We start from the raw sequence: 13,633 nt of genomic DNA, 5'->3' as shown, positions 1-13,633 counted from the left end.
GTTGAATAACCAAATAAATGATTTAAATATTGATTGGGAACAGTGGTTTAATCAAAAAAGATTAGTTCATGAAAATTTTAGAGATAATTATTTAACAGAATTGGATTATCAGGAAAGTTTTGATGAATTTTTAAATGGTATTTATTCAGTAACTGACGGTTTTCAAAAATATAAGACAAATGCTAAATCCAGTAAAATGATGGCAGCGGGTAGAAGACGTATTATTGATGTATTGGATTTAATGTCATTACATTATTCTTCAGGTGGAGATATTGCATTTATTCAGGAACTTTACCCATATCTTTTAAACTGGACAGAAGAATATGCCGAAATTCATAGTCAATATCATCAAAGCCCTGAGGCAGATGGACGGTATGTTTGGCATATCAGTTTAGGAACAGAAGACTATTGGTATATTGCTTTACGTCTGATTTGTTTTGGACTGTTGACTGGTTATGCGGATCAGATGGATCGGATTATGCCCATCATTGACTATGTAGAAGCAACGCCCGAAGGACAGGAAAAAGATGGATTAATTGAACGTTTAGTTGCTCCTTTTGTTGCAGATCGTGGAACTCCACCAGATGAGGCTAGACGACATTTACCTTATCGTAAGCTGATCAAAGTGTTTAATACTCCATCTGAACAGCGTCCAGCTTTAATGCTGCAATACCTAGAAGACTGGTATGAGGCGAGCCGTCGAGAACCTTACCATGATCAACATCCTCAACCAGATATAAGATCTGGAGTTAGCTATTATGGCTATTGGTCATGGGAAGCAGCAGCGGTAACGTGGTTGCTGGATATAGATGATACGTCATATTGTGAACATCAGTTCTATCCAAAAGATTTGGTTGATTTTGCTCGAACACAGTCAAAAGTAGTTCTAGATGATCAACAACTAGAGCGAATGAAAGTTAAGGGCGGAGAAGCCTGTATTAAAACAGGTTATTGGAGAACACCAGCACAACCAGATTCACGACAATACTTTAAACAAGGTGAGATTGTTCCCGCACTTATCGAGCTAGATTGGGGGGAGGTATATTGGTATTGGGATGGTGAAAAATAATTTAATCATTTAAGAAAAAGCCATCCTCATTTGGATGGTTTTTTGCATTTATTAAAGCTTCAAATAATTAAGTAAAGACAAAACCGTTCAATTGGTTCTTAAATGGCAGCAAAGGAGCGTCTAGCTAGTATGGATACTGCGGCAGCTAAGGCTAAGGGGAAAGATGCATGGATGTTGAATTGAAGCGTTGTAAGTAATGGAGAGTAGTAAGATGAACCAAGAAGATATTGATTACTTTTACGAAAAATATGGTCAGCCAATTGATAAAGTCGAAGCTACAGAGAGCATAATAAAAAAATATCGGGGTAAATTGCCTGAAAGTATTTTAGAGCAATGGCGATTGTTTGGTTTTGCAGGCTATTTAAATGGTTTGTACTGGATTACCAATCCAGATAATTACGCTGAAGTAATTTATGATTGGTTGGAAGAGACACTATTGCCTGATGATGATGTTTATCATGTTTTAGCGCGTACCGCATTTGGTGAGCTGTTAATTTGGGGTGAAAATAATTTTTATAGATATTATATAAAGCCGATGGAAGGTATTTTGCATGATACTGGGGAAAAAACGGAAACTGCAGAATTCTATGGGGATCTATTTTTTTTCTACTCGGATAAAGACTCATTAGATCATATTGATAAAAATGGGAAAAAGTTATTTGATCGTGCGGTGAAAAAACTTGGTGTTTTAAAAGCAGATGAAATGTATGCTTTTGAGCCTGCACTTGCTTTAGGTGGTGAAGAGTCTTTAAGCCATTTGGCAAAAGTTAATTTACCAGTCCACATGAAATTATTAAAGCAGGTAACGCCACTTCATCTAAGGGATTTTGGAGATCTTTCTACTGCACTCTATGGCGTTTCATACAATGTTGATGAATTAGTAAGTCAAGATTCTATAAAGCAGGAGTCGGTAAAAGCAGGGGATATTTGTCCAAAATCAGGATATTGGTTTACTGTTTCTCAGGAAAATTCTCGTCGATACTTTAAACAAGGAGATGTGTTGCCTGAAATTAAAAATCAGGATTGGGGCGAAGTATATTGGCAGTTTGATGGTGAGTAATGATCATATTGAATAGATAAAATACATGAAAAATCCTATTACCTTTACTTCTGGATGCGCTATCTCGGATGATATGGTATATGTATCGAGCTCATTGGATAAATTTGATGATAATCAGCAATTTAGTCGATTGTTTATGTATGATTATACTGAAGATAATGGGCAAGGATGGTATTATCATGATGTTAATTTTATTGTAGTGGATGTATGTTTCTATAATGTTGAAAATAATAAAAAGTTAGTTGCATTAAGTGATGAAGGTGAGATTGAGGAGTTTGATGGTGAAAATAGTAAATTTAAACATATAGATGGAGCTGGTTTAAATCATGAGTGGAGTAATGATCGTGGCTATCTCTCTAAAATAAAATTTCAAAATGGCAAGTTATTTGCTTGTGGATATGATGGTCAGGTTTATGTTAATGATTTTAAGTGGTCTGATTTCTCAAATGGGCTAAATATTAATGATAATCAAGCACTGAATTTTGATTCGCTTGATCATGAAGATGATATTTCTGTTATTGATATATGTGAAGTGGATGGTAATTATTTCTGTGTAGGTCGTATTGGAGATAATGGGCTAATTGCTAATTATGATGGTAATCAATGGAATATATTGAAAAAGGTTACTCCAGCTACACTATATTCAATTCTTTTGAAAAAAGATGGTAAATTAATTATATGTGGAACATATGGGAATTTAATAGAAATTAATGATAATACTGATTTTACTCGGAAAACAAACTTAAGTATAAAAGATGATTTCTATTCTTTAACTGAATTTAATGGAGTAGTTTATATAGGTTCAGCATGTGGTCTATATAAATTTCATGAAAATGAAATTACCAAAGTTAAAGTTCATGAGGAGATTGATAGTAATCTTGTATTTAAAGTGGATTGTACTGAAAATATTTTATGGATTTTTACGAATAAGCTTGTGGGCAGATATGATGGGGTTTCTTGGAGGATTTTTGATCATCCTGATAATAAAGAATACCAGAAAATATCTTTAACTGTTAGTGCTAATGAAAAATGTCCTAAGTCAGGATACTGGTATACGGTTGCGAAACTTAATTCAAGAGATTATTTTAGACAAGGTGATTCTTTCCCTCAATTAGTCACTGATTGGGGCGAAGTATATTGGCAATTCGATGGTGAGTAATAGTTATATTTATTAGATCAAATATATGAAAAATCCTATTACGTTTACTTCTGGATGTGCTATTAGCGCCCATAGATTCTGTTTATCAGCAAATATTGATGAATTGGATACATGGGATTGCTTTAGTAAAACAATAATTTATAAACATTTTGAACAGCAAAACTGGTCATGTTTGGATTTGGAAGGATGGAAAGTTATTTCAGTTGCTTACCAAAGTAGAGAGGGCGAACCTTCCATTATTTCGCTTGATCAAGAGGGGGATGTAGGGATATTTCAACAAAATAATAATGAGCATCAAGAAATTAGATTTAAATTAGAGGAAAAAATTTATGGGCAATTTAATAAATTGCGTACAGTAAGACAGGAGCTTTATGCTTGTGGTGATGGTGGACAGGTATATTTAAATGCTGGGGACAGTTGGAGCAATATAGGATTTAATCTAGAAGAACAGCCTCTTGAAGTAAAACAAGGAGAGATTTTCTCTCTAGATAGTGATTTTTCATTTGAGCGAAATTTATACGATATCAATGGCTTTGCTCATGATCATCTTTATGTTTGTGGAACAAAAGGGGACGATGGCTTCATTGCTTTTTTCAATGGTAGTAATTGGATAGAAGTCAACCGAATCACACCATCTGCTTTGTATAGTATTACGTTATGCCCTGATGGGAAGAGTGTCTTAATTTCCGGCCAATACGGAACGCTTTTGAAAGGAAATATAGATGATGGATTTAAAAATTTAAAAAATATAAGTATAAATTCGACTTTTTATAATGCAGCTTTTTATCAAGAGGCTATATATATAGCGTCAGAGCAGGGACTATATATATGCAGATTCTGAGTATTCCATCGTTCCTGAGTTAAGTGATATACAAGGAGTCATTTCTGTTGAGGAGAAGGATGGAGTTCTTTGGGTACTGAGCTATAAACAATTGATTAGATTTGATGGAAAAACATGGGATAAAATTAATCATCCAGACAATGATGAAATACAATATAGCCAATTAAAATGTAGAGTTGGAGAAGTTTGCCCTAGATCTGGAGATTGGTGGAGTCCAGCAAATAAGATGGAAAAACGCTATTTTGATCAAGGTGAAACAATGCCTGAAATTCCGAATAACCCTTGGGGTGAAACCATTTGGTATTTAGACATAGAGAGCAATGATTGAATCATTTGAGAAAAGCCATCCTCTTTTGGATGGTTTTTTTACTTTTACCGAATGAAATGCTGGAGCGTTAGAAATGTCAATAATAGTGAATGATCAGGAAATAGATTGGCAGAAATGGTTGGCGTTAGAAATTACTGATGAAGACTGTTTTAGAGATAACTATTTATTAAAACAGGATTATCATGAAAATTTTGATGAGTTTGTAAATGGCTTATATTCAGTTACAGATGGCTTTAGTAATTATAAAAATGAAAAAAAATATGGCGGTTATATCGCAGCAGGGCATCAACGCTTAAGAGATGCTTTAAATTTAATGTCTTTACAGTATTCCGCTGGTGGTGACATCGAATTTTTAAAAGAGTTATACCTATATTTATTGCATTGGGTCGAAGAATATGCGGAAACTAGTCATTTATATAATTTAAGCTCTGATGCAGATGGACGATTTGTTTGGCATATCAGTTTGGGAACAGAAGACTATTGGTATATTGCTTTGCGTCTGATCTGTTTTGGGCTATTGACTGGTTATGCGGATCAGATAGATCGGATTATGCCCATCATTGACTATGTAGAAGCAACACCTGAAGGACAGGAAAAAGATGGATTAATTGAACGTTTAGTTGCTCCTTTTGTTGCAGATCGTGGAACTCCACCAGATGAAGCAAGACGACATTTGCCTTATCGTAAGCTCATTAAAGTGTTTAATGCTTCACCTGAAAAGTGTCCAGCTTTAATGCTGCAATACCTAGAAGATTGGTATGAGGCGAGCAGCCGAGAGCCTTATTATGATCAACATCCTCAAACTGATTTAAGATCAGGAAGAGGTTACTATGGCTATTGGTCATGGGAAGCAGCAGCGGTAACGTGGTTGCTGGATATAGATGATACGTCATATCGTGAACATGAGTTCTATCCAAAAGATTTGGTTGATTTTGCTCGAACACAGTCAAAAGTGGTTTTAGATGATTAACTCCAACAAATCTCTATTTCATTTTGATTTTCTTCGCTTTCATCAAATATAAGAAAGAGATTTGTTATAGAGCTTTTATTTAAAGATTTCTTATCTCACTGAATCTGTGGCAATAGAACGTGCTTTACGGTCCGTTAGACGATCATAAAAAGCAGCCGCTGAGAAAGCGGTTTTAAAAGCACACCACTGCAATGGCTCAGGGAGGGTCGAAGGCGTTTTATGATACAGGGCAGTTAAAATAGGACTCTCAACGCCTTTGATTTTCTCAGCAAGCAACTGCCCCATAAAGGATTGAGTGGCAAGCCCATGTCCAGTGCAGCCAGCAACATAAATGATATTTTGATGCGTTCCTGTGGTGCCTACCACAGGCAGAAAATCATATGCCACGCTAACGTAACCACTCCAGCAATGCTTGATACCAAGACCTTGCAAGGTAGGATGACGTTCACGTAAGGTTTGTACCAATGCGGCATAGGCATCTTGATCTGGTATGTTCGGGGTCTTTGAACCATAAACATAATTTAACTTCTTCACCGTCAACACCATCGTATTGTGTGCTGTGAGACGATGGCTCTCCATCATGAGATGCGGTGTAATAATTCCTTCTCTATTCTGCCAACCCAAAGATGCCAATTGCTTTGGAGACAATTGCTCGGTTTCAATTGCTGATACGCGTATCGGCGCTACCTTATCACGTAGTAACCCCAACTGTGGTGTGAACGCATTTGTCGCCAATACCACGATTGGGGCAGTTGCACGACCCCGTGGAGTCTTGCAGGTTATTTCCGCGCCTTCACTGTAAGACAGCAAGGGCGTTTTTTCATAGAGCTTAACGCCTGCCTGAATTGCCGCACGACGTAAACTGCTGACATATTTACCGGGATTGAGCGTGCCGCCACGTTGCTCACTACCAAATAGAAACGCTGGTGGAATACCGCGAGCGCGCATCTCGGCTTGATCTACAAAGCGAGTGATTGACCCCAGTTCACGACCAACCTCCATACTGCGACGTAGCCATTTTTCCTGAGAAGGATCAATCGCAGCACGTATGATGCCAGAAGGGTTGTAATCACATTGAATTTCCAACTCGGCTAGACGCTTTTCGACGTAGCACACGGCTTCGTCATAAAAATTCACAAATTTTCGTGCATGCTCAACGCCGACGCGTTTTGCGAACATTTCAAACTCAATTCCCATACTGCCGAGCAGATAACCAGCATTACGCCCACTTGCACCGAAGCCACCAAACTCCTGTTCAAGCACAATCACTTTTGCACCACGGGCAGTCAGCTCAAGGGCTGTAGATAATCCTGCAAAACCAGCTCCAACTACAATGACATCAGCGCTGTCGGAACCTTCCAGTTCGGGTTGAAGATCATCAGGTTGCTCTATCCAGCCTCCCAGAAGACGAAAGGGTAACGATTTAGGGTTGTAGTTCGCCATTTCTTCATTGATATGATTCATTTGCTATCCTTTTTTATCTTCACCGTACTCCTGTACGGTGTTTGATTTTAAAAATAATGATGCGGTGATGTATGGATTAGTGAGCTGGAATCAGAGATGCTCTGGAAAGTGTCTTAGAACGTGCCAGTGCGTCATAGGCGTAATACAACTGGATGACAGCATAAGCCCAGGTAATAAATGCCCAAGTCATAAAGATCATATGCGTATCATCGCCAGGGATCGGGAAGAAGTCATAGACGATTGCGACGGCGAGGCTGACGATTAAAGTGAATGTTGTCGCCACGGCATGCAGAGTTTCCCCAGCACGTGCCAAGCAAAGAATGAAGTAGCAGAGATAGATCGCAAGAATCACCCACATGACGACGTAAAAATACGGGCGTATCCCGTCAAAGAAATCGGCCGAGAAGATAACAAATGTGCCCGCGAATGCAGCGGCGAACAGCAGTACTTCCTTCAACGCTGTGGGTTTATAATTATGGGTCAGTGCCATTAAGCCCAGTACGGCAATGACGGGCATACCAAAGCTGCGTGAGAATGAATCCAGAAACATTGTAATTGAATAATGAACATGCCCACCTGTCAGCATATACAACACAAAGTTTGTCGCAGAAAAAGCAACAATCCACCATTCTAGCCCAAGCAGGTAGTTGTTCTTCTTGAGAAATTTCGTGCCATAAATCCAGCCCGAAAGCGCCAGAACAATACAGGCAACCAGCCCACAGATATTGATAATTTCCAGAATAGCGGTATGCAGCATTTCACTATCAGTTAAGATTTGTGCTGTTGTAGCGTCCATTTCGCTACCGACAGCAAGTCCAAGTATTTTCATAATATGACTTCCTTTAATTAATTGACTGTCATGTCAGTAAAATAATATGGTATGATTAATTAGTAAACATTTTTTTTATTTATGACGATGATGGAAAACAAGATAGGAAGACCGAGTAAAGCACATGAACGGTCATATGAAATTCTTCAAGCTGCTGTTTCAGTCGTTGCTAGGGAAGGACTAGAAGGAATTACTTTTGCCAAAGTAGCGGAAGCATCAGGCATGCAACGCACGCTGGTACATCATTATTTTTCTTCACGTGCAGATTTAATCAATGCTTTCATTGAGCACTATATTGGAGAAATGGGCACTGCAATTATTCATCGGTTTAGTGGAAAACCATTGAGCGAAAGAATCGTCATGTTATTCACGCCCGAAGTTTATCGGAGTCAGGATGATTTGATTGTTTGGTTAGAACTGGTTGCGCAAAGTGCCAGAAATCCGTTGATCAAGCAGATGTTGCATGATCTTTGGACAAAGCATTGGCTGCCTGATTTTGAAAATCAGTTGGCACAAGAGTATCCAAACGCAACTCAAGATGCGATTAGTTCGACTGCTTACGTACTGGCTTGTTTATTTGAAGCATATTGGGGATTCAGTGTTCAAGGCGTTACGGATACACAGAAACAAAAGCAAATGGAACAAACTGTGTTAATGCTGTTGAATCGTTTAATCTGATTTTTAGCAGAATCAATTGAAAAAGATCTCTTGGGAAAAGATGCTCTGAATTAAACCAGCGCTCAAGATGCTTTATTTAACCTATCCGAATATTGATGTTGTTTAGAGAGCAAATCATTATGCATCTTATTAGGAGTGGGCTAGGTTAAATTGAGCGTCTTTAAGCTTGATTGAAAGGACCAAAGAGAGATTTATTCAACTGTTATAAAGGCCCGTTCTTGTGAAAGAGGGTTCCTTCTTCAACAACAATCAGTAAAATTAAAGACAAGAAAACTAATAATGCACGGTATCTATGAAGAAAAATTCTAAACTCGATCAAGATACATTATTTATTAAATTATTATTCAAATCTTCCTCTAAAGTGACAAAGGAGGAAATCGAGTACTATCGAAAATATCCTGATCAAATTGACCAAGTCACAGCGCCGATTAATATCCATAAAATCTTTTTATGGACGGGGGCATTATTAGGGATTCTGGTTGTAGCAATCGCCAAGTTTCTTAAATTTTCTGGCATGTTAGCATTCTTATCCGAAGGTGTGCTTGAGTTCGTTATCGATATCATTTATGAAAGTGGCATTGCTTTGATTGGTGCAGCAGTGACCGCTTATATGCTAGGCGTATTACTCAATAAACAACAAGAAAATGCACTGAAATGGCGAGAAGAAATTCGCAAAAGAATACAGGAAAGCGAGTAATAAAAGAAAAAAAAGCTAAAGTGCTGTCACTTTAGCTTTGGATGTTTATTTTTTCACTTTGTATAAATCATGCTCGGTTAAATGTTGGCTCAAGATACGGCGGAGTTCCAATACCGTTTCAGGCTTTATTTGAATAGAATGCCCGCCTTTAATGATTTTCTCTGAAATCGCACCTTCTAAATGGGCACTTTTATAAGGAACAATGCCATCGGTAATCTTATCCATATCATTACTTTTGGTGATATTGCCCATGATGGAATGAAAAACTAGACCTTCTTTAGGCTGTATACCCGAGGTGAGTTCCATAAACTCAGATTTATTACTCAAATCGCTAGGGCCATTTTGCAGCCTATTATTGATGGTTCTGACAAAATCTTTAAGATCATCATCATAGCTCGTGAGTGTATCGGTTAATGTTTTTAAAAATGCTGAGGGCAGTCCAATAATCTTTCGTGCAGTGACGGTAAACCAGCGGTCGGCGTAGCTTGTTCCACGATGAGGCGCAGCGAGGAAAATGACGCGATCAAAGTTTGGAATCGGTTCCATCTTTAAACGTTCGCCTATGACGGGATGTTTTCTCATCCGTGCTTGTACATGGTTACTCATCATTGGTAAGGCTTCTTTTGAAATATCCGCATGACTGACTAAAAGGCGGCTAATAATTCCTCCCATGCTATGACCAATCAAAACAGCATTTTGAGATGCAGGATCTTGGGGATTGAGAGAGGCAAACGTTTGTTTTAGTAAAGCAGAAATCTGAAAGCGACTTTCCAGAATGGGCATATTGGTTGAGTAAAATACCTGCCAGACTTGATAATGCTCACGTAGCGTCTTATCGCCCATAATTTCATTGGTCACCGCAATCCACGCCTCTGGGCTACTAGCGAGTCCATGGATCAATACAATCACTTTTTTATTCGGATTATAAGGTTCAAGCATATATAGATGAGGCATGGTCAAACGTTGATTACGGTCAATCAAGGTTAGATATGCTGCAGAGCCCAAGTTATTCTCCGCTAACCATAAACCATAGGGTGCAGAGAAGTTCGCAGCAAGGGAATATTCTTTATTTTCAATTTTGATCTTTTCGATATGGTAAGGATCATAGATTCTTATTTTGAAATCAGGCCGATTGAGTATCTCGCTGAGTGTGGCTTGCTCATCGACTGGCTGAGCAATCAGCGTCGACGCAAGATAATGGGCTTCATGGATATTGGGATTAACGCCATTTGGGTAAGCATAGTTCAATGGATCAAGAATATAGGGATTTCCATTTTTGGGGTCATTTTCTTTAGTGTGCAAAACCGCGACGAAATCTGCACCGAAACCATCACGACGGTTAATGGTTCTTAATCCAGAGAAATTCATGTTATAGCTTGAGGTAAATTTCTCAAGCTTTTTACCTTGTAGTTTGGGATAGGAATTAATATCAATCCTATAGGTACTTTCACCAATTTTAATACTGTCTGGAATCGTTGCTGATGAATTCTTCGCACTGTACACATTGACTAACTGATTAAGTGCCTGATTATAGAAGTCCCGAATTTGCACCTGACGATTATCGAAAATACGGTCTTGAGGCTGACGAGAGGTCTTAAACAGATAGGCATAGCTGTACCGAATACTTTTATCTAAAGCTTGCAGTTGTTGGTCTAAACATTCATTCACCTGTGGAGCGGGTTTAACGCTGGTTTTAGGGTTTTTATTTATTTTGCAATCATGTGAGTCTGCAAGTGCCAAAGCTTTAGAGAGATATAACTCACTAGCGGCGGATAATAATTGTTCTGTCTGTACCTGAGGAATTTTTTCCAGATCGACAATACATGCATCTGGATTTTTCATGCACAGTTTCATGTCCATATCCGACATATAGAGCAGATTCAGGCTGGCGCCACTTAATTTATTTTGAGTGAGAATACTGTTACGTTCATTGGCAATGGTGGTATGCAGTGTCTGTTTTTTTAGGCTAACCACCTGACAGCCACTTGTTATTAGAACGCTAAATACAGTCAGAATACACAGCGGCTGATATAGAGGAAATGTAAGTCTTTTCATAAATTGACCCTTCGGCATTCTGTCCAGATTGGGGGAGTTTTGATACTGGTATTATTTTGAATGTTTGTGTAATGACGATTATTAAAGTGTGGAAACAGTGTGGAGATGAGAGAATTAATCAGCTTCGATTGAGTATTTTAACCCTATTACCGAAACCACTGACTCACGTTGACGTGAGGAAGGGTATATATAGAATTACATTGATGGTTATTTAAAATATGCAGAGCACAGTTGCATATAAACTCTTGCAGACCAGTGATTGATTTGATGGTCTAAATGAACTGATAAGGATGTGATGAAAATATTTAAAGCATCCAGAAATTTTTAAATATTAAGACAGTGATTGGCGATAAAATGCGTAAGAAAACGTCGACTTGATCGACGTTTTCTTACTTTCCAATTTCCAGATACTAAGGCTCAGATAATCCCAGTGGTTTTAAACTCCTGAACATTTAACATATCGATTGGACTCATCATCTTGCCTTCATGTTCGACAAATCCGACAAAAGTGGTGCTCATATTCCAGCCGAGCAATCCTCTTAGCTCATCTGGGAAGCTTTTAATTGTTTCGGTGGATAGAGATAAATAATGGTTTTCTTCCTGTCTGAGAAAGCCAAGATCATAAGACATCGTGAGTCCGATACGAGGTGCATGACTGACATTGGCACCTCCACCATGATAGGTCGAACCAATCCAGATTAAAGCATCTCCAGCTTTCATTTCAGCCGCGACGGTTTCGTCTTCTTTAGGTACTCTTTGATCATCCCACAAATGGCTGGCAGGAATGACGCGAGTCGCGCCATTTTCTTCTGTAAAATCAGTCACAGCAAACATAATCTGGACTCTGGCTTCACGACCATAACCTGGGTGTTGCCACATCCATACCGTATCGTCACGATGTAAGGGTTGTGCTTTTTGACCTGGCCAGATCTGAATCGCTTGAGTCACACCTACCTGAATGTCTGGATAGAGTTCAATTCTATTTTCACCACTCCATGCCTGTAGTGGGGTTTGAAGAATCGATTTTGCGGTATCTAAAAATACTGGATTCATTGCCACCAAGGGCATTTGTGGCAAGCGTGCAAATAAACGGCTCATTCGGCGGGTCTTCGTACCTGCAAAATATTCATCTTCTCCGTCTGGGATCAACTCTAATTGCTGTGATAATGTTTGATAAATATCTTGGGTTATTTCATCATTTAAAAAATTTTCAATGATGACACCACCATCTCTTTTAATAATCGAAACGATTTCATCGATTTGTGTATCTTTGCTTAATTTGACGAGTGACATAAGATTTCCTTATCCATCCTGATTGATATGATTTCAAAGCATTTAAATGAACTGCTTTGTGATGCGATTGGTGTTCATACATAACGCTTCAGTTTTTAGTCTTCATCGCGATAGCTGATTAAATTTTTGAGGCTGTCGCAGAATGCTATGCACTTATGTATGTATTTGAATTAAATGTTTTTCTACAATGAAAATTTATAAACTTTCATTTCTCTAGGGAGGGTGGAGCAAGTGTCTTTTTCAAGAAATTGATCTGATCAATTAGCACGGTTTCACCCCATGATTCGGTATAGAAATCAAAATGATCAATTGGATATTCCAGCAATTCAGCTGGGCCTTGAATCAGACGTGCAGTTTTTCGGGCTGGGTTCGGTGGTGCAATTTGGTCATTGGCACCCACTTGGATCAAGGTCGGGCATTTCACATTTTTTGCAAAAGCTACAGGCCGGTTGTATGAAACTTCCAAAGCTGCACGAGCACAGACTTCATTCCGCCAAGTCGGACCTGCCATAGAGGTATAGCTTTCTTCGGCACCGGGTGTGCTGATCATTGCAGCCGTACCGGGTTGTCCAACAATTGGAATGAGATGGGGAGGGCGTTGAGTGATGGCATGCATTAAATCTTTTATGCCATGACCGATTGCAGTCGATATCTGTTTTATTCCGCCATATTGGAATACTTGTTTTAGAGCTGCTAAACCATCAGTTGCCGGATTCATGGAGACGACAGCCGATATTTTTGGATCTTGTGCAGCAACGACCACCACATGACCACCCGAATAAGACGTGCCCCACAGTGCAATACGACTTCCATCGACATGGGGTAAATTCCGTGCAGCTTCGATCGCGGCATGATAATCCTCTCGTTGTTGAATATAAGAGACATGCTGTCTTGGTAGTCCAGCAGACTCTCCAAATCCACGATAGTCAAATGCGAAAGTATCAAAACCTGCCTGACTGAAAGGCTCGGCAAAATCAAGTAAACCCGTATCTTTGGTACCACCGAAACCGTTACCCAAAATAATACAAGGTCGTCCTTGAGAAGACTTGTATTCATCTGATTTTGCAGGGATGTACCATGCGGCACAGGTAATTCCTTTACTTGTAAATTTAATATTTTCCATCATATTTTCCTTGATCGATTTATGTCCCTGACTGCTACTGGCAATAAGAGATGTCAATGTAAATCGC

The 13,633-nt window shown here is 38.8% G+C and carries 13 protein-coding genes; 8 read left to right on the top strand and 5 right to left on the bottom strand.

Annotated elements, in window-relative coordinates:
* Position 1 precedes the first annotated feature (1 nt).
* From PJ15_RS06010 to PJ15_RS05990, 6 genes are all read left to right on the top strand, one after another.
* Positions 2 to 1,069 (top strand): PoNe immunity protein domain-containing protein, encoded by a 1,068-nt coding sequence (locus tag PJ15_RS06010; RefSeq protein ID WP_081402753.1) that lies wholly within the window; start codon positions 2 to 4, stop codon positions 1,067 to 1,069.
* A 211-nt stretch (positions 1,070 to 1,280) separates the two neighbouring features.
* Entirely contained in the window at positions 1,281 to 2,129 is an 849-nt protein-coding gene (locus PJ15_RS06005; RefSeq protein ID WP_047428938.1) for a type VI secretion system immunity protein, TaeI family, read from the top strand.
* Positions 2,130 to 2,154: 25 nt separating this feature from the next.
* Positions 2,155 to 3,288 carry a hypothetical protein gene (locus PJ15_RS06000; protein WP_052138560.1) on the top strand — a complete coding sequence of 378 codons (1,134 nt, stop codon included), beginning with the start codon at positions 2,155 to 2,157 and terminating at the stop codon, positions 3,286 to 3,288.
* A 25-nt stretch (positions 3,289 to 3,313) separates the two neighbouring features.
* A complete protein-coding gene (locus PJ15_RS05995) occupies positions 3,314 to 4,129 on the top strand; it encodes a hypothetical protein (protein ID WP_227504684.1) in 816 nt (271 codons plus the stop codon).
* 91 nt (positions 4,130 to 4,220) lie between these two features.
* Complete coding sequence (locus PJ15_RS18810; protein WP_413772463.1) at positions 4,221 to 4,457, top strand: hypothetical protein; 237 nt, start codon at positions 4,221 to 4,223, stop codon at positions 4,455 to 4,457.
* Between the two features lie 73 nt (positions 4,458 to 4,530).
* Positions 4,531 to 5,427 carry a PoNe immunity protein domain-containing protein gene (locus PJ15_RS05990; RefSeq protein WP_047428936.1) on the top strand — a complete coding sequence of 299 codons (897 nt, stop codon included), beginning with the start codon at positions 4,531 to 4,533 and terminating at the stop codon, positions 5,425 to 5,427.
* Positions 5,428 to 5,517: 90 nt separating this feature from the next.
* On the opposite strand, the gene PJ15_RS05985 is transcribed toward PJ15_RS05990, so the two are convergent.
* Both PJ15_RS05985 and PJ15_RS05980 read right to left on the bottom strand, forming a co-directional pair.
* Positions 5,518 to 6,891, bottom strand: a complete 1,374-nt coding sequence (locus PJ15_RS05985) for an NAD(P)/FAD-dependent oxidoreductase (protein ID WP_047428934.1) — start codon at positions 6,889 to 6,891, stop codon at positions 5,518 to 5,520.
* A gap of 76 nt (positions 6,892 to 6,967) precedes the next feature.
* The gene (locus tag PJ15_RS05980; RefSeq protein ID WP_047428932.1) at positions 6,968 to 7,720 is read right to left on the bottom strand and encodes a hypothetical protein; all 753 of its coding nucleotides are present in this window, start codon (positions 7,718 to 7,720) and stop codon (positions 6,968 to 6,970) included.
* 81 nt (positions 7,721 to 7,801) lie between these two features.
* Between PJ15_RS05980 and PJ15_RS05975 the strand changes: the two genes are divergently transcribed.
* Together PJ15_RS05975 and PJ15_RS05970 are read left to right on the top strand one after the other, a co-directional pair.
* Positions 7,802 to 8,398: a TetR/AcrR family transcriptional regulator gene (locus PJ15_RS05975; RefSeq protein WP_047428931.1), complete on the top strand. Its 597-nt coding sequence runs from the start codon at positions 7,802 to 7,804 to the stop codon at positions 8,396 to 8,398.
* 292 nt (positions 8,399 to 8,690) lie between these two features.
* Positions 8,691 to 9,095 (top strand): hypothetical protein, encoded by a 405-nt coding sequence (locus PJ15_RS05970; RefSeq protein ID WP_004773551.1) that lies wholly within the window; start codon positions 8,691 to 8,693, stop codon positions 9,093 to 9,095.
* A 45-nt stretch (positions 9,096 to 9,140) separates the two neighbouring features.
* On the opposite strand, the gene PJ15_RS05965 is transcribed toward PJ15_RS05970, so the two are convergent.
* The 3 genes from PJ15_RS05965 to PJ15_RS05955 form a co-directional block, all read right to left on the bottom strand.
* Positions 9,141 to 11,150, bottom strand: coding sequence for an esterase/lipase family protein (locus PJ15_RS05965; protein ID WP_047428929.1), 2,010 nt, complete (start codon positions 11,148 to 11,150; stop codon positions 9,141 to 9,143).
* 417 nt (positions 11,151 to 11,567) lie between these two features.
* Positions 11,568 to 12,443: a phytanoyl-CoA dioxygenase family protein gene (locus PJ15_RS05960; RefSeq protein WP_047428928.1), complete on the bottom strand. Its 876-nt coding sequence runs from the start codon at positions 12,441 to 12,443 to the stop codon at positions 11,568 to 11,570.
* Positions 12,444 to 12,648: 205 nt separating this feature from the next.
* Positions 12,649 to 13,569 (bottom strand): alpha/beta hydrolase, encoded by a 921-nt coding sequence (locus PJ15_RS05955; protein ID WP_047428926.1) that lies wholly within the window; start codon positions 13,567 to 13,569, stop codon positions 12,649 to 12,651.
* Positions 13,570 to 13,633 lie beyond the last annotated feature (64 nt).

This window comes from Acinetobacter sp. neg1, from assembly GCF_000788125.1.
Classification (GTDB): domain Bacteria; phylum Pseudomonadota; class Gammaproteobacteria; order Pseudomonadales; family Moraxellaceae; genus Acinetobacter; species Acinetobacter vivianii.
The sequence above is the reverse complement of the archived record's forward strand: the minus strand, read 5'-3'. Positions and strand labels throughout refer to the sequence as shown.